Source organism: Balneola sp. (assembly GCA_002694685.1).
GTDB lineage: Bacteria > Bacteroidota > Rhodothermia > Balneolales > Balneolaceae > Gracilimonas.
The window spans coordinates 755,443-774,512 of the sequence record NZMW01000001.1 but is presented as its reverse complement, the minus strand read 5'-3'; the positions used below and the strand labels follow the sequence as shown (position 1 = coordinate 774,512).

The 19,070-nt window shown below is 41.1% G+C and carries 10 protein-coding genes; all 10 read right to left on the bottom strand.

Translation table 11 applies throughout. From position 1 onward, the window contains the following. Nucleotides 1-8 precede the first annotated feature (8 nt). The 10 genes from CL667_03325 to CL667_03280 all read right to left on the bottom strand — a co-directional run bounded on the left by CL667_03325 (nucleotide 9) and on the right by CL667_03280 (nucleotide 19,067). Nucleotides 9-512, bottom strand: a complete 504-nt coding sequence (locus CL667_03325; GenBank protein ID MAL16721.1) for a hypothetical protein — start codon at nucleotides 510-512, stop codon at nucleotides 9-11. Between the two features lie 209 nt (nucleotides 513-721). Further along, nucleotides 722-1,855: a hypothetical protein gene (locus CL667_03320; protein MAL16720.1), complete on the bottom strand. Its 1,134-nt coding sequence runs from the start codon at nucleotides 1,853-1,855 to the stop codon at nucleotides 722-724. Between the two features lie 8 nt (nucleotides 1,856-1,863). After that, on the bottom strand, nucleotides 1,864-2,460 hold the full coding sequence (locus CL667_03315; protein ID MAL16719.1) for a hypothetical protein: 597 nt from the start codon (nucleotides 2,458-2,460) through the stop codon (nucleotides 1,864-1,866). A 1-nt stretch (nucleotide 2,461) separates the two neighbouring features. Continuing rightward, entirely contained in the window at nucleotides 2,462-2,992 is a 531-nt protein-coding gene (locus CL667_03310; protein ID MAL16718.1) for a hypothetical protein, read from the bottom strand. A gap of 199 nt (nucleotides 2,993-3,191) precedes the next feature. Further along, on the bottom strand, nucleotides 3,192-3,581 hold the full coding sequence (locus tag CL667_03305; GenBank protein MAL16717.1) for a hypothetical protein: 390 nt from the start codon (nucleotides 3,579-3,581) through the stop codon (nucleotides 3,192-3,194). A 65-nt stretch (nucleotides 3,582-3,646) separates the two neighbouring features. Then, a complete protein-coding gene (locus CL667_03300; protein ID MAL16716.1) occupies nucleotides 3,647-5,020 on the bottom strand; it encodes a hypothetical protein in 1,374 nt (457 codons plus the stop codon). A 22-nt stretch (nucleotides 5,021-5,042) separates the two neighbouring features. Continuing rightward, nucleotides 5,043-5,630, bottom strand: a complete 588-nt coding sequence (locus CL667_03295; protein ID MAL16715.1) for a hypothetical protein — start codon at nucleotides 5,628-5,630, stop codon at nucleotides 5,043-5,045. Nucleotides 5,631-5,638: 8 nt separating this feature from the next. Then, a complete protein-coding gene (locus CL667_03290; protein MAL16714.1) occupies nucleotides 5,639-6,064 on the bottom strand; it encodes a hypothetical protein in 426 nt (141 codons plus the stop codon). 291 nt (nucleotides 6,065-6,355) lie between these two features. Continuing rightward, on the bottom strand, nucleotides 6,356-13,915 hold the full coding sequence (locus CL667_03285) for a hypothetical protein (GenBank protein ID MAL16713.1): 7,560 nt from the start codon (nucleotides 13,913-13,915) through the stop codon (nucleotides 6,356-6,358). A 121-nt stretch (nucleotides 13,916-14,036) separates the two neighbouring features. Beyond that, the gene (locus CL667_03280) at nucleotides 14,037-19,067 is read right to left on the bottom strand and encodes a hypothetical protein (GenBank protein MAL16712.1); all 5,031 of its coding nucleotides are present in this window, start codon (nucleotides 19,065-19,067) and stop codon (nucleotides 14,037-14,039) included. Nucleotides 19,068-19,070 lie beyond the last annotated feature (3 nt).

Sequence of the window (19,070 nt, the reverse complement as noted above, 5' to 3'; positions counted from 1 at the left end):
GTTAATGATCATATGTAATCTATTTCAATCGTGAAATCTCCCTCATAATTTCCAGGAGGAGCATTTTCAATGTTTACTCTTCCGCCTACCCAAATATAATATCGACCTTCGTTGTTAAACCGAATATTACGATTATCGAGTTCTAATAATTCAGAAGTAGATTGATTCTCTTCCGAATTACCGGATATTTCGTAGGTAAAATTGAGAGTACCTTGTCCTTGAATCTGAGTGAGTTCAAGTTCTGGCAGGTAGTTAAGTCTGAATTCAGCATCGGGGGTTCCAACTGCAATCATGTAGCCGGCATTTAAGCTATTTACAGGATTGACATAAATTTCTCTTTGTCCTGGTTGTGCATTTCCAAACTGCATTGTATTCACAGTAATCAATTCTATGGACTGAATGACCTCAGCACTAACATTGATATTTGCAGTTATGCTGTTACTATCATCGATCTGGGCAAAAGCAGAAAAGCTTGAAACAATTATAAAGATTGCTATTAAAGAGTATTTCATAAATGAAATGTATAAACGGATGAAACCTAGATTGCTATGCATTAAAGTTCTTGCTTATCGCTTACTAATACCAGTTAATATATTTTAATTAGACTATTGTAACGGGCTGTACAAAGAGGAGAATACAAAATAAAACTCCTTTCCAACTATCAGTACGTAATAAGTTGAGTAGGAGATTTATAAAAAGCTAATAAAGACTAGAATTAAAACTATTCGTAGGTACTGAGGCGCTTGTAACGGTTCTGGCCTAAACGAGAAGCGGAGGCAAGCTGAGCATATTTCTCAGCTGTACAATCATACTGAATGTCTATAGTACCGCCAAGATCGATGTCCAGTCGTTCATTGGTATCATTAGCTTTTCCTACTAATACAGATCCATTAATTCGAGGTGTTCCACGTCCGGTCATATTGTAGGCATTTTCAAAGATGACTAAGCCATTAAACTTAAAATTACCGGCCACCGACAGTTCTCCCTCATACTCAAGTTCACCGCCACTTCGAACCACCATGATACCGAATCCTTCAGAGATGCCACCGGTAAGTTTGGCGTAATCTTCAACAAAAAATACACCGGGGTTATCAGCCGATCCCATGGTGCCTTTGTAGTTGCCTGATATCTTAATCACATCGCTAAGTTGAGAAAGCCTTGCCACTAAATCATCAACTGGCTCATAGGAAAGATTAGGATCTACGCCAATGGCTGTTGAGTCACTTTCCAAGTGATCTGAGTTATCTCCACCTGAGAGATATTCGAAAAGATTGTCCGCGCCGGTAATCTTATCTGCTGATTCATTATCCCGAACTGATACTGCCGGTTTAGACGGGCAGGTACCACTTGCGTCGTTTCCGGAGATAAGTGCACTGCCGCTTGCAGCGAAAGAAAAGTCATCAGCATCTACGGCGAAAGCCATGGCAGACTGAAATTCCGGCACAAAGTGCATGGCCGTTTTAACGTAGGATGTTACAATGTTGATTTCCTTACGATCGCCTGAATTTGGATCCTGATACCAGGAGGTTGCATTGATTTCAACAGTATCGCCTTCTAGTAATGAAAAAGTACCACCTGTAGAACCGGTAGATAGATCATAGAAAAGAGAGATGGAGTCACCGTCAATATCTTCAACCCAAGGGCTGTTCTTTTCTGGATGCCATGTTCCACCGCTTTCATTAATACGTTCCATCGCAAGCTGTGCGGCTGTAAATGCTTTGTTACGTATTTGAACTTCGTATGCGGAAGAAGCTGAATTTTGCACAATTCCTGTGCGTTGCCCTTGAATCCCTAGTTGGAGGATACCAAGTGCCATTACAGCTCCGATACTAATAATTAACATTGCTCGTCCCATAAATTCACCTAATTTGGTCTAAGATTGACTGGAGAAAATCGTTTTTGCCAGCTTGTTGTAATGTAGTTTTCATCATCAGAGTTTCTATAGCTCAGATCATAACTACTTTGAAGTTCCAGCTCGACCTCAATTTGTATAATATCATCAAAGTTTGAACTGCTTATTGGTGTAGCCATTGGCGTTGTAGAACCATACTCATCGTAGTAACGAATAGTGAAACTTGTAACTCCAACATTAATCTCAGTTTCATCTCCGTCAACTGTGCGTCTCAAAATATTGTCATTGGGATTTTTTGATCCAGGAGAAGGGAGGTCAGTATATTTCCAGGTAATTTGGTTTATAGTACCATCGTTATTTAAATCACTGTAAAAGGAAATCTCATCACTATCTGCAGTTACAAACTTGTTGGCAAGAACTGTTTTATTTTGATATCCGATTTTTGGAATGTCATTGACAATGATGTCCTGAATACTTCTGGAGTGTGTCTTTTTTATCAAAGTGGTAGTTACCTCCTGATTACTGAACCCCACGTTATAAGTAACCATGAGAATAGTAATGGAGAGAAAACCGGCAATGATGTAGCTGATAATAATTCCGAAATTCATATTAATCCGCGTAGTAGCTTCTTATAAAGCTAAAGTTGTAATTAGTGTTATCAGAATTCTGATTCTTCCTTAAAAAATCGGACTCCATGTTAACCGTGATTCTTTTTAAGGTAGACTTGTTGAATGACTTAGTGTAAGTCTCAAAATCACTTGTAACTACATATTCAACAACTACATTAACATCGTACTTTACGCCAGCGATACTAACAGTCTCAGAAAATCCATTAAAATCATCGAAATCATCAAATTGGGTTCTGCCTGCTTCGCCATCGGTTCCAAGGCTTGAGAATCCATTAGGAATGTAAACTGGAACCGTACTATTTCCAGTTGCGTCGTAAGTAGTGGCTTCATCGAAAGCCAATGCTCGAGATTCTTCAATGATATTCTGGGAGTAGGCAATTACCTGCTCTTCGAGCTGTCCCTCAACCATTGAATAATTGTTGACTTGAATAAACCGGTTGGCATTGAGAGCCATGGTAGAAACGATGGTCATAGCAAAGATGACATATAAAACTTCAGTGTAACCGCTCATAGATTTTGGTTTAATTTATTTTCAAAACAATATTATTAAAAACTTCTAACGTTAGGAAATTTTTAGACTGATTCTAACATTAGAATTCTGTTCTTGTACATACGAACATTGTTCTATGAGGGATTGGAAATCTTTTAAAAAAGTTTCAAATCAGGCTTTAAGATGAGGAGGGATAAAGCGGTTGGTCTTAATAAAAAAACTACCAGGCGAACGCGTTAAAATATAAAGGAGGGATTTCAGTTTCACCGGCACTAAGAGTGATCTTTCGGACCATGCTTTCTGTGTTTTTGTTGCCGTTTTCATCAACTATTTGAAAATTATATTCAAGAACTTGTCCCTGGTAGCGAGAACCAAACCTGATTTCAGCTGTGTAAATACTGTCGATTGGAGCTTCATCAAACATCTGGACTGAACGATTTACACCAAGAGGGTAGAAGTTACCTATAATAACCATCTTGTCCTGATTAGGAACAAACATGCTATCCTCTAAATTTGGCTTTAGATTTACATTAAAAATCACTGTTTGAGCCTGTGCGCCTAAAGTAAAAAATAGTGTAAATAGAAATAATGAGATTGTTTTCTTAGCCATATTAGTACTTATAGGTGTTCTTTTGAATTAGTTTTGTTGAGTCAGTTTAGAGAAAGTAAGTAGTATTAGCTCGAAGTTCTTTCTTTCCAATACACAATTGTGAAGATACTTTCTCTTGGAAACGATGGCGGTATTGTTTCTAGTAACCGTTCGTCATAAATATAGTTTTTGGAGAACCCTGAAGCTGTTCCGTAGCTATTAAAAGTTCCTACGGGTCCTCGGTTTTTCTGTATGATACCACCCAGGATATTTAACACTCCTCTGTTGCCTCCAGATGAATAATTTTCAACAGTAAATGCATTGTCTAAAGCCATGATAGACGCATGGATAGTTAAATCACTACTTCCGTTATCTTGATGTGCATACCTGTCAACAATTACATTTCCTTCACTTACCAATCCCATCAAATCATTTGAAACTACATCAGGATCTGCGGTTGGGTTTTGGTTGTAGTAGATATCACCCATTATTTCAATTTCCTGAGTAGCGTGAAGAGTAACCTGACCTTTTACTTCGCCCTTTACTTTTGCAATGCCGTTAACGCTAATTAAACCGTTGTAATCAGCTAGGTTGTATGACGTTTCACCTATTACAACCTCTACCCAATCACAGTCCCACCAGCCTTTCCATACGCATTCCTGTTGCCACTCAGTATCTGTTTCTTTTACATATCCTATATCATCAGCAACATAAAATTCCAGTTCAGCATCGCTATCAAAAGTGATGCCACCTGAAAGTGCTGCAGCCTTTAAATCATCAATTTGTTCTGGCCCCGGGAGGTTACGCGGCGTTGCCATATCAAAGTTCGCTGTTCCGTTAAATTGCGGAGTATCACTCCCGTGGCGTTCCTCTGAAGTGGCACCATCATAGTCTCCACTTTGACCAACCCAATCATTTGGGCTACTAACATCACCATTAAATGTGGGAGATCCCGCCATACTAAAGGTTCCGTTACTATGAATAGGACCAGTTAAAACATCGCCGGTGGAGAAGAATATTTGGGTATTGCTATTTGGAAGGCGTTCTTCGTTTGTGAAATAGGAAAATTTAGAGAATGAATCACGCTGCAAAAGAACCTCGATTTCAGATTCATAACCGCCATAATTACCTTCACTTACAATAAGTACCTTATATTGATCCCATTCTAGGACACTATTTTCGACAGTATCAAGCCCACTGGTACCCATGTTGTACATTCGTAAACTTCCTTCACCACTAAAATTTTCATCTGCATCAATACTGCCAGTCCACTCCATGTCCCGGAATAGATTTTGGATTGCATTATCAATCAGGCTTGTGGATATATTTTTTGCCTGTTGCTCATAATAGTACTCATTTGTTTCCTGAGGCAAGATTTCAGCTCTTCTGTTGTTAGAGTACTGTATTATTCCGGAAAGAATAACAAGTCCGCTCACTAATAATAACATTGCTCGACCCATAATAACTCCTTATTTGTTAGGTTTAATACCAGGGCTTATTAATATTTGTTGGATGAAAAACTCTATTCCACGCTGTTCTATGATATGTATCACTGATCCCAGAAGATGATTTTCTTGAGGAAGTAGGTTCAGCAGACTCCACAACTAATTTTACCTCAACGCTAAGATTCCTTTGTCTGATGGAAGATATGTCAGAAATCTCGGCTCCATCTTTGTCATAGTATTTCAGACTAAAAAAAGTGACTGGAAACCTAGCGTCTACTCCTGGGCCATCGTCTCTATACAGATAGAAATCATTGGGGTTAGATGTCGTGCTAACTTCATCAGCAGTGTTGATATACCAACGGATGTTACCGTCAGAAGTCTGGAATTCAATCTCATCATCTTCAGCAGTCATAATAGGATTGTCCATATCTACACTGGTGTCGTTATTGTAGCCAATCCTATTGATGTCGTAGGAAAGAATCTCAACCAGATTATCCATCTTCTGTTGATTAATGGTAGATAGGGTGGTTTCCTGAGTGCTTGAAGTAAGCCTCATGTTAAAGGCTAGGATAGAAAGCAACATTAAACCACCAATCACAAAACTTGTAATAATGCTCAAATTCATAGCTACACCTAATCCTTAAAGTAAGTTTTTATGTATTCCATTTGTACGGAAACAGCAGGGTTAGCATTCTCTGATTCAACTAAAATTGTAACTTTATATCTGTTTTGGTCAGAGGAATTTTCAATTTGTGTGGAAGAACGTGTAATCTCAAATGACTCAGAATATTCGTCGTCAAAGCCATATTCTATTGATTTTGTAATAACCTCGTCATTTCCACCATATAAATAATCGACACCATAAGGGTCAATCTCTTCTTCAGGGGCCCACCTAATATCATCAATCTCATCCTGAGCTATAGATATAGCTCTATATTCTAAGTCGGATCTGACTACTGTGTTAGAAGTAGATTGAAAACTTCTGGTAGTATTAATGGTGAGCATGGAAAAAATAACCATGGCTGCGCTAAGGAATAGGATATCGGAAATGTCGTTCATAACGATTCAGCTTTAAAGTTAAAAAAGCCATCACATACAAGAAGTATGAGAACATCGGTTGTTACAAAAAAAGTAGTTTTAGCTTTTTCTGTTATATAAATGAACGAATAATTAGAGGTTTTTTCGAATTAAATATTTCAAATGAAATACAGAAACTGGTAATGTGCCAAAAAAGCCTTTTTGGGCGTTAAATTAGATTATTTCTTAAAATAAAATAATGTTTATAGCGAGCTCATTTACAACTTAAGTAGATACTTTATCTTAAAAAGGGGCGAGTTAATTGAAAATGAGTTATTTAATGAGGACCATTTTATTCGTAATAACTTTCTGATTTGTTAAGATTCTGTAGAGATAAATACCACTTGCTAAATTTTTCCCGTCGAAAGGTATGGTATAGGAACCGGCCGGCATTCTTCCCGAAATGAGGGTTTGAACTTTTCGTCCGAGAATGTCAAATACCTCAAGGTTCATTTCTGACTCTTCAGATAAACCAAAAGATATAATGGTAGTTGGGTTGAAAGGATTTGGATAGTTCTGACTCAAATATACCTGTTCCGGTATGTTTGCTTCGATAGCTTCGGTAGTAATTCTTAATGTAAAGCGAGATTTTTTCTTCGTTTTTTTCTTGGCCGGACCGTTTAAAGGACTAGATTTAGCAAGTTTAGACTTTGAAGAATAATTAAAGGTATATTCTTCCTGTTCTCTGAGATTTATTTCTTCTCCGGTTTCATGATCAAGCAGTAGCACTAACCATTCTTCTGCCACATTTCTCAAACCTGGCCAGCTAAGGGTATAGCTTCCGATAGCAATCTCACCTTGTCGGTAAGCCTCAAAATGAAGAGGGATATTCTGCCGGTTCTTAAAGTCTGAAGGACGGTTGTTAATAACGAGTTCAGTTCCGTTCTCTAAAGTCGAATACAGCTCAATATGAGAGTCTGAAAAAGGAATTAAACGCAATGCGTCCTGAGTATCACGGCCTTCAGATCCTGACTTGCTTAACATCACATGTGTTACTTTAGAAAGTCCGTTTCCTTCCGCTTTAATTTCAACCACAGGAGGAGCATTTTCAAATTCTTGCTGCTCAGCTACATTCACTTTTCTTAGGAAATTACCGCCGGTTGTTTTAGCAGCATTTTTAACTTTCAAAACCGGGTTAGCATCATTTGCCTTCACCCAGAAGCCTTGGAAAGGAGGGATAATCCCGCTTCCCAACGAACCGGTAGATCCATTCCAGGTCAAAAACTCTCCATTGCCACTGTTTGCTGCAGGATCCCAAATGTAGATTGTGGACTCCATGTTAGTCTTTGTCCAGTTTGCGGCGTTATTCCAGTTTATGGCTGCGCCAAAAGGATTTCCGATAAAGTTCCAGCCTGAGTCTGCCTCAGGAGTGTAGGTTACCTGGAAGTCAACCTCAATGTCTCCAGAACCAAACTCTTGTCCTGCTACGTCCAGAGTATCAGGAAGGGGATCGTTATAAAGCGGATCAGCAGCAATATCTCCAAAGAAATACACCCAATAGCCACGACCGGCAACTACTGAATTGGTTGCGTTTGTTGGAGCTCTGAGGCGGTCATTATCGGTTGCTGGCAGGCCAAACCGGTTGGTATCATAATCTTCAAGATACCAAAGAACATTGGGCTGAAGAGTGTCACCTGGATTGGAACCTGTACTGTAAGTAGCCCCGGTGTAACCTTGGGTTAAGGTGCCATCCAAGAAATCTCCAAAAGTAGAATTTACAGGGGAAGAAAGCATTCGCCAACCTTGTACCCCGGAAATTTTTCGCTGAAAACGGATAACACCGGTGCCATAAACCTGATTATTAGCTATCAGATTTTTTCCACTTGGGATAAACAGTTCACCGTCTGTTAGTGTAAGCTGATCAGTAACGGTAAAGTTATCGGTCACAAAAACAGTATTAGGATTGTCCACTTCAAGATTGACAAATGACTGAGGGCTGTTGATGGTTTGATCAGCACCACCATTTAAAATTATATTTCCTAAGGTGATCGTAGGCAGGTCTAAATCACCTCCAATGGTTAAGGAATCAATATTACTGCCCAGCAACTCTCCATCACCAGAAACATTACCAGAGACAATAAAGTTAACACCACCTGAAACTGTTAACTCAGCGCTTGCTTCAATGGAAAGTGCAGCTATCTCGGTATCTGTTTGATCAACTACAGGGAATTCATTACCAACGGCAGGACTAGCCGGTATTAAAACTACCGATGCAGGTCCCGGAACGGAGTTTACATTCCAGTTGTCGGGGTCGTCATAATTAGATGCATCTACAACGGAACCCAACTGACTTTCCCAAATGTGGCTGAATGAGGCAAATTCGACTAAAGCATTGTCAGTGATTGCCGTGCTGTTCAAAGTACCCGTCACGGTTGCCGTAACGATGCTTGTAGAGGATGTTAAGGTTGCCGTGTAAGTACCGTTTGAATTATCTGTAACACTACCTATAGATCCCTGATCTGTACTTAAAACTACGGTTGCACCACCCGCTGTTTTATTATTACCAAAAGCATCTTTGGCCTGAACGGTAATGGTAGACGTACTTGCACCGTCGTTTAAGATTACCGTAGGGGAGGCAGTAATCGTTGAACTCCCAGCATCTACGGTACCAGAAGAAACTGAGAATGAGTTACTGACTCCGTTTTCAGATCCGGCTGAATTTGTAGCCGTTATGGTACAATTTCCGACGCTGGTGATACTCACTGTTAATGAAGAAAGTACTCCGGAACTGAAGTTTGAGGTTGTTCCCTGCCCGGTACCCATAGAACATGAAGAGGTAACGACTGTAGTACCAGAGAATGTAGTTACGGGGGTGCCGGAACCGTCAACAGCAGTAATTTTTATGTTGAAATTATTACCTGCAATTTTGGGACTTATATTTCCGGAAGGAACGCGCTCCACAGTGAAGCCTGTGAGTACGCCAGCATTGACAATACTGAAGGTAGAACTCACAGCGTCATCCAACCCAGAACTAGTTGCAGTCAGTTGTTTTGAGCCCACAGCATCAATTTGCAGGTCAGAGAAATCAGCTATACCCAAAGAGTTGGTCAGACGGGAGGTAGTCCCTGATAAAGATCCTGAGCCAGAAGTTAAAGCTATATCTACCGTTACCCCGGCCTGTTTTACGCTATTACCATACTGGTCGGTTAATTGAACACGTACAGCCGGGCTAATATTGGTGTTCACATTCGAGGTACCCGGTTGCTGAGTAATCACCAGGCTGTCAAGAACGCCGGGAACCATGGTTAAAGTCCCATAATTTGTTCCTCCACCTAACCCTGTGGTTCCTGTATTCACAATGTTTCCAGTATTTGGAAGGGTGGTAGTAGTGGGGCGAACTTCCAAGCCGCTAATATCGATTTCTCCGGGATTAGAAGTAGAGGCGGTATTTACCGTGAAAGTAACCTGAGAAGTGGTAATACTGGTAAATGAAGCAGCAAGAGTAGTAGTACCCCCATAAACTGCTGAAGTAACTACAGTAGGAGTGGCCCCGGTATTCCATTCAAAGCCGGTTGGAGCATCCAAAACAAAAGTTCCGCTAGCGGTTAGTTCGCCAGCAAAACCTTCCTTAATGATAGGCCCGGTTAGGGTTGTATAGGTAGTATTGGCATCGTCAGAAGAAATGTTTTCACCATTATCTGCTGGCGTAATCTTACGAATGGATAGGGTGTATTTCTCAGAAAGATAATCTTCTACATTTTCACGTTCTGCCTGTGAAAGCAACCTGCTGTAATAAATAAACTCAGCTACTTCTCCATCCCAGCTTTGGTTGTTTGTGTTAGGATCGTCTTTTCCGCCTTTTCCAACAATGGCTGTTGTAGCTCCAGATAAGGTTCCTGTAGGAGGAGGGCCAGCCGACGACGGGTTATTCAAAATACCGTCAATAAAAATGTCGTAAGTATTCCCACTTTGCCACTGGAAGCTGAAAATCTGTCCACTGGTAGATTGGATATCAGAAAAGCTTTCTAATTGATTGTCGGGGTCATTACCAAGAATACCGGTTTTAACTACATTCGTGAAAGAACCTCCGTTATTAGCACCTGACGCATCATACCTGAAAGTTAAACCCGCGTCTTCATTATTGGGTACCCGAGCGTTGAATAACCCTCTATCAGTATTTGTAAGATCAGATTTATAGACCATAAAGATGGTGAATTCAGATGATCCATTGATGTAATTTTCTCCATCAGAATCAACGAAATGATCTCCATTTCCAGCAAAGTTTATAGAAGGTTCGTTGTTTAGCGCAGTTGAACTGCTAACAAAAGTGGGGGCAGTTCCGGCATCGGCAACACCTACAAAATCATTGTTATTTCCACTTTGGTCTTCCCATGTAGTCACTACACTTCCGCTGGTTAATACTCCGGTATCAGCACGCAGCCAAACCTCAAGTCCACTTATGGCTTCAACCGCATTTACTTCAATGACCCGCTTTACAGTATCACTGGCAAGGTCTCCGTCATGAGCGACAAAACTGATTTCGCGTTCAGGACCAGTAGGAATGGTGGCAAAGTTTTTATACTCAACAGTTCGTAAAGCCGTCTGATAATCACTTAAAGAATTGGTTCCCTCAAGCTTTAAAATACCACTCGCATCATTGTAGGAGCCAGTAATACCAAAGATATCCGTGAATAAGAGAGAATCTTCTGAGGTCTTGAGGTTTTGCGTGATTAGAACAAATGCACTATCAAGCTGGGTGTTATCAGGGTCTGAAACTTCAATTGTTGAAGTAAGCTGAAGGGGAACATTGTCATAACTCAGCTCAGAAACTTCAAGGTTAGTTAAGATGGGTTGAGAATTTGTAGCAACTACGTCCAGACCTCTTGATTCTGTATTACTATTGCTTATACCATCATTCACCGTGAAGGAAATAGTACGAACAAGTTCTACCGGATCGGCACTGAGGTTTTCGTAGGTAACGGCTTCAAGTGCAGTTTGGTAATCAGCAAGGGATGCTGTTCCTGTTAGGGTTAGTATGCCAGTGGTAGAATTCCAGCTACCTGTGATTCCCAGTTGGTTAGGGAACCCAAGTTCATCTTCCCCTAAAAAGTAATTATTGGTGATGGCGATGGTGGCACTTTCCATATTCGTATTGTCAACATCTGAAATAGATACAGTAAAGGCTGCACTACCATCAACTGCTCCACTGCCCTCATTGTAGATCAAATCTGCACCAGCTATTCCCGAAAGAGAAGGAGTAGAGTTATTAGCGATTATATTGATATTTCGTGAAACGGTATTGCTTATATCATCCCAATCGAAAACCTCAAAATCAATTTGGCGAAGTGCTGTGGATGGACTTACGCCATTTGTGTTTTCATAAGTAACCGAGCGTAAAGCTGTTTGGTAATTAGCTTTTGTATCGGAGCCTGAAAGAGTGAGAATCCCAGTACCGGAATCATAGTTGCCTGTTATACTGCCAACTGGGGTAAAGGCCAGTACATCTTCAGACGACTCAAAGTTACTTGAAATAGATACTCTGGCACTGTCCAATACGGTATTATCACTATCAGCTACTGTGATAGAAGAAGTAATAAGAGTGGCCGCATCGCCTTCTGTAAAATCCAGGTTTGTCATTTCAATAGCAGCAAGCACCGGAGGCTCGTTGCACCATTTATCACAAAGAAAATCATACACGCTGGCCATTTGGCCACCGTTAAGGGCTGTATTCCAGGATACAAATTCACCGATAAAACCATCGAAATAATTAGTACCTCCAGGATTACCTGCAAAAGTAACAGGGTCTTTAGTACCATCTTCAGCTCCGATAACTGGTCCTCCACCATGAGTATTCATAGTTCCGGCTGTCCCGGCGCTTGATAATACGGTTCCGTCATTCAAACTAGCTTGCCAGGTGCCGGGACCGGCATCATGACTTGCTACAACGATATAACTTTCGTTGGGTTGAACAGATCCCAGATTAATAGACTGGTCATCTCCACCTGTACCGTTCCACTCGGCATTTACACTCCAAGCGTAGGCAAATGCTTCCCCATCTTTAACAGATATTTGGTATCCATTACTGCCTCCGCCTTGTTCATAAATAATTTGAAGACCGGCTGTAGAATTACCTGTTCGAAAGATAACTGCGAAAGACTTCTCTGTAAATGCACTGGTATTTAACAAGGCATCGTTACCTCTATCCAGCTGGTTTGTGGTTCCATTAAAAAATATCCCGCTTCTTTCCCCAAAATAGTTTGAATTAAAGGTAGGTTGCTCAGCACCAGTTCCTGAAAATGAAAGGTCGGTTCCGGAGCCTACAGCGTTATCAGAACGATCGCCCCATGTAGCTACGGCAGTCCCATCTCCTGGTTGATTGGCTGTTAGATCTCCATTCAAATCCTGCGCATCGAAATGAAAAACCGGATTGGATAAATCTGTTGAAAGATCCGTAAGAGTAGTAATGATATTGATGTCTCTGGTCTCGGTATTACTGTCATTGGAACCGTCATTTACAGTAATTGAAATTGTTCTTGTATTCTGATCTGGAGTAGAGGCTTCGGTATTCTCATAGGTAACCGAGCGCAGCGCAGTTTGGTAGTCGGCAAAAGAAGCGGACCCAGTTAGCGTTAAGATACCGGTACCCGAACTCCAGCTTCCGGTTATCCCATTTTGATCAACAAAGGCAAGCACATCCTCAGAAGCGTTATAATTGCCAGTGATTTCAACTTCGGCACTTGAAAGATTTGTAGTGTAAGGATGAGTTGCAGTGATAGAAGAAGTAATAAATACTGGTGAACCTCCGGCAAAGAAACTTTGTGGGGTTGATTCAATGTCAGCAAGTACAGGGGGATCGGGAATCTCAGAAATAAATGAACCCGGTGAGCCCTGATTATTAAATTCGGTTGCAATCCAGTCAGCAGAAAGAGCTACATTTGAAATCCTGACCTCATCCATCATACCATCAAACTGGTAGTCTCCACTGGAGAGGGTAAGGTTGTCACCGTTAGGGGTGAAGTTGAAGGCGGTGGCGTTGGTTACATCCTGAGCACCATCAATATAAATAGTTCGCCCATTTGTTGAGCTGTTGGTGAAGGTAACGTAATAGTCAGTGCCGTCGCTCAAGGCAGAGCCATCAAAAGCAGTTCCATCATCGTTAACCGTAATATTGTTGAAGTAGTAAACAGCATACGAACTGTTGTATGCACCTTTGGTTACCAAATCAGGGCCTACGGAATTGAGGTTGGAACCATTTACCCAAAAAGAGATCGTAATATCCCCGGTAATTTCAATAGACGGATCATCGGCAATAGTGATAATATCGGTTCCGCTTCCAGCATTAAAATCACGGCCATCTCCAATAACTCCTGTTGTTACAGAAGTTCCGCTGGTGGAACCATCGTTGCCGTTAGCAGTAGCATCGCTGAGGTCACTATCCAGATGCAATACCATCTGGTAGCCGGAGTTCCAGGTTGTATTTACAGATTGATCTGTGGTTTGGCTGGAATTTCCATAGTAGATAAAAAACTCAGTATCGGTTGTAGCATTAAGGGTAGGGAAGCGTACCCAAAAAAGAATTTCTCCGGTCGAAGCGTCATATGACTCAAGTTCATGATCTAAAACAGTGGAGCCGTCTGCAGAGGTAAAAGTGATATCATATCCATTGGGACTTTCCACATCACCGCCGTTACCGGTGCTTCGTAAATCTGCATCTGTAAGTGAGATGAGAACAGGGAAGTCGGTCAGGTCGGTAGCTCCACTGACTTGTGCATTATCGACTGCAAATTTCTTTCTAAATGTATAGCCTGAAACTTGTGCAAATAAAGCCTCAGAACTGATGATAGAAATCAACAGGATTAATAGCGCGATATGTGTGTATTTGATGATATTCACACGCGTGATTAGACTGATTTTGCATGGAATATAAAATTTGGTAAGCTAAACTAATGGTTCATTAGCTATTTCTAACTCACTGTAATATTAGTTTCTTAATAAAAATTAATGTTACAGAAATTTATTTAATCAAGGTGAGTTTTTGAGTGAACTCTTTGTCTCCGGCACGGAATATGGCAATGTAGATACCACTTGAAAATTGAGACGCATTCCAAGTTACTTTATGAAAACCGGCTTGATAATTTTCATTGGTTATAGTCGATACTTTCCGGCCAAGTATATCATAAACTTCAATAGATACTAACCCTTCCAAAGGGGTAGAAAACTCTAAAGTAGTAGAGGGGTTAAAGGGGTTTGGATAGTTTCTTTCAAGATTGTAGGAATCAGGAATACCATCCGCATCTTCACCGGGTTCAATCTTCAGGATAAATTGGGCTTTTTGAAGATTATCAGTGGAAGCCTCGTTTGTCAGTTTAAAATTTGAAATGCTGTTCCTTGTATTCAGAGTGTCTGAATGGTTAAGGTTTCGTTTTACTCGGTCTGACTTGCGTAAATCTAATGCTGATTTCTGCAGACTTTTCTTTTTTGAATTATCAATAAGTGAAAGCGTCCAGGATTCAGGCAAATTCTTCACACCTTTCCATGATAGTTCAGCAGGGCCGTTTATCGGAATACCATTTTCATAACCTCCTATATAAATCGGAATTTCGATTGGGATCCCAAAGTTCCTTGGCATGTTGTTAATGGAAACCTCAGTTCCATCACCCAGCATGGAGAAAAGTTCCAGATAGGTATTTTGCTCAAAAGGAAGGAGTCTTATCGCATCAAGATTATCTTTGCTAACCTTCCCGTCTAATGAAAAAGTGATAAAAGATCTTTTTGTTATCCCGGAGGACTCGAGAATAAGTTCAAGAGAGACTTCTTCCCTTTCTTTATAAAAAGTACCCCCGGTTGTTTTTGAGTTTTCGTTCACAGAAAGGGTAGGAGCCCCGTTGCCGTTAGCTTTTACCCAAAAACCTTGAAATGGTTTGATTGTACCGTCAGGTAACGTTCCCCCAATTCCATTCCAGTCCAAATACTCACCGGATGAGGGGTCCCAGATATAGATTACATTATCCATATTGGTTTTTGTCCAGTTTCCGTCATCCCAATCGATGGTAGCAGAATAAGGGTTACCTACAAGATTCCAACCTTCACCTCCATCAGATGTGTAAGTAATTGGGAAAGTGAAGTTGCCGCTTACTCCCTCATTCTCTTCTCCTTGAACGGAGATAGTATCTGGTAAAGGCTGATTGTATAAAGGGTCGGCAGCTATATCCCCAAAAAAGTAGATGTAGTGACCTAATCCGGCAGTAACTGTGGAACTGGTATCAGTAAGAGTTCTCCAGCGTTCATTATCGGTTGCCTGAAAAGGATTACCTGCGGCGTCCAAAGAATCACTCTCGTTATATGATTCCTCATAAAACAACACATTTGGCTGAAGAGTATCGCCGGGTTGAGTACCGGTAGCATAAAAGGCGCCGGAAAATCCCTGAGTAATAATTCCATCAATAAAGTCAGAATATTTGGTGCTCATGGGGGAAGAAATAACTTGCCAGCCCATGCTTCCGTTCGTAGCTCTAAGCATCCGAATATCTTCGGTATTCCCTTGTTTTACATTACTCGCGAAGCTGTAACCTGACCCTATAGTCAGCACTCCATTGGTAAGAAAAAGAGTATCCGTTACAGCCAGATCATTATTTACTTGTACACCGGCAACATTGTTTATGGTAAAGCTTTTGATCTCTTCAATACCATTAATTTCTTGAAGGCTGCTTCCATTGAGGGTTAAAGAAGTATTATTGAGAGTGAAGTTAGATCCGGTAATATCTCCACCAAACCTAAATGTTGAGTTATTTCCAACTAAATTACCATCAACGGTAATATCTCCAAGGGCAACTAATTCTGAGCCGGCACCCATAGTGAGGGTATTTCCTGTTTCAATAGATATTAGTGTGAAGGCTTCCAGATAACCATTGCCGTTTACATCATTCTGAACATTTAACGTATTCGCAGTAAAATCACCCGATAATGTTTGAGTGGAAGTCCCATTTAGATTTACGGTGGATGAACCTGAAATGAAATTAGCAATTTCAGAGTCACCCGCTAAATTTATAGTTCCATTATTACCAGAAAAGCTACCATCACCGGAAATTTCATTGTTAATGGTAATAGTTCTGCCCGAAAGCGTCACTGTAGCTCCAAGTTCAATACTTAAAAAATCGATTACAGGATCTTCTCCATCAATAATCGGATAATAGGTTTGACCAGATTCTATTAAGACTACCTGTCCCGTGGAAGGTAAGCTTCCCAGACTCCATCTTCCGGTGTTCCCCCAGTCAGACCGACCAGCAGGGTTCCCGCCGCTGTCTGAACCATCCCATATGTTGAACTGAGTTATTTCAACAACTTCATCATCGGTAATAGAAACAGCGTTAAGTGTTCCGGTAATGGTGGCGGTTTCAATGGAAGATGAGGCTGTTAAGGTAGCGGTATAAGTTCCATCAAGATTATCAGCAGGTTGATTTCCAGCGGTACCTCCATCTGCATCGCTTAAAGTACCAGCCGTAGTACTTAGTGTAACAGCATCACCGCCAGCGGTTAAGTTATTACCAAATTCATCTTTAAGCTGAACGGTAATTTGGGTTTGGTCAGCGCCGTCATTTTGAAGAAAGCTTTCACTAGATGTAATTGTAGATGTTGTTTCATCAGCAGAACCGGGGTTAATCGTAAAGCTATTGCTAGTTCCTGATTCTGTAGAAGCGGTTTTCCGTGCAGAGATTGTAGTAGAACCTACCGAAGTAAGAGTAACGGAGTGTGGGTCTAGGATACCGGATGTAAAAGAGGCGGTGGTGCCACTTCCTGAATCAAAAGTACCGGAGGAGGTGATTTGTACGGTCTCGTCAAAAGTTGTTACCGTATTATTAAATGCATCCTGGGCTGTTATTCGAAGATCAAAAGAAACGCCAGCTGTTTGTGTTGATATGCTGCCACCTCCGCTTATTTCTACTAAAAAGGTCGAAAGTTCGTCAAAGGTATAAACTATTTCTGGGTCTCCGCTTGTAATAGAAGATGCATTGACCGTTGCGCTAATATCAGCTGAACCTACATCGTTGGGGGCGGTTAGTGTGGCAGAATATGTACCATCCCCATTATCAGTGGTGGAGGAAAGAACACCCGTCCCGGTTCTTGAGATCACTACTGTCTCTCCACCTGAAGTTAAGTAGTTTCCAAATTCATCTTTAAGTTGAACGGTAATTATGGACTGACTTGAGCCATCTGCAATAAGTGTATCAGCGGAAACGGAAATCGTTGAGCTATCGGCATCTGCAGCGGCGGGATTAACAGTAAAGGTGTTGCTGCTACCTGATTCACTTCCAGCACTGTTGGTAGCGGTGATGGTTGTGTTATTACCGGAAAGTATCAGTTCAACATTATGTGGATCATAGACTCCATCAACAAAAGGGCCCACACTTGTAGTGGTGGTGGTTCCGGAGAACTCACTCGTTGTTGTTAAATCAACTGAACCTGTAAAATTGTCTCGGCCCATGTTACCGTCTAAAAGGTCACCAACACCATCTACAGCTTCAATACGTATGTCAAAATTATTTCCTGCAGTTTGAGTCCCTATTGCACCAGTTCCAGATATCTCAACTTCAAATCCGGCTAAAGAGCCTGCAGTTGCTACCGTAAAATTATTGCTGGGCTCTGACGCATCTAAGCCGGTAGCTTCAGCTGTAATATTTTTATTTCCAGTTTGATTAAAGGAGACGGTGCTAAAAGTTGCCTTACCAGTACCGTCGGTATTTGCAGTATTCCCACTAATATTTCCTGAGCCACTGTTAATCGATAAGGTTATTAGTGTGCCAGACTGAGCCACGTAGTTGCCATAACTATCAACAATTTGTACCTCAATTGGAGGTGTTAGATTATCATTGCGGTTAGCATTTGAAGGCTGAACCAGAAAAATAAGACTGTCTGCAGCAGCTGGACTCACAGATATGGTATTTGAAGAAATAGTCGCGAAACCTGAAGCAGCAAAATCTAAATCAATGGAATTGGCTACAAGGTGATTCAATCCAGAAAAAGTAGCTACTCCACTGCTTACTGTAGCTGTTGTTGTTCCCTGAAGGTCTCCCGAACCTGCACCACGACTAACTGATATCTCTGTGAAATTATCGCTTGTTATTACATTCGTGTAATCATCCCTTATTTCTATAACCGGTTGAGTTGAAAATGCTTGACCAGCAGTGGCTGTAGAGGAGGGTTGTGTAGATATCGCTAAGGTAGCGGCGTCTGATGGGGTTACCGAAATAGTTCCTGATGATGTAGGAGTAAGTCCTCCAAATGTGGCTTGTATATTTGCTGAGCCAACTAAATCCCCGGTAAAAGTAGCATTGCCGCCAGAAGCTGAAAGGTCTCCTGTTAATATTCCTCCGGAAATATTTTGTAGTGACCATGTTGAACTTTCATTTCTTTTGAAGTTATTAAACTGATCACGAACATTTGAGTAAACGGTGATAGAAGTCCCCGCTTCTACATTTTGGGCGCTTACAAGAGCTCCTCCAGAAGTAGGTAAAGTCTCAACACGGATCTTATTGTCCGCTCCCGCAACAGTAGAAACGGAGCCGTAATTATTGGTTCCTCCTGGTGCTGCACTTCCTGCATTCTGAATTTGGCCGGAAGAAAGAGGGGAGCCTTGGGAAGGTCGAAGTCTTATATTACCAAATTCTACACGGTGAGGGTTGTTGGGAGGTGATCCACCACTATTACCCGATACATCAAAAATAATTTCGGAGCTTGTTCTGCTATTAAGAGTTACCGTAACCCGATTTCCTTTAGGTTGTGTAACTGTTATTGTAGGAGCCGTACCGCCTGTATCCCAAATAAAACCGCTTGGTGCCTGTAACCTAATATTACCTGACTGTAACTGTCCGGGAGCAGTTTCCTGAATAATAGGGCCTGTTAATGTAGTCCATGTTCCCGTAGAAAAGTTATCAGCAGAAATACCTGTACCCCCGGTAGCAGGGGTTATCGTTTGGGCTACCATTTTTATAGGAGTTGTTAAAACCAAACATGCCAATAGCAGATATTTAAAGTTTTTCAACTTCATTAT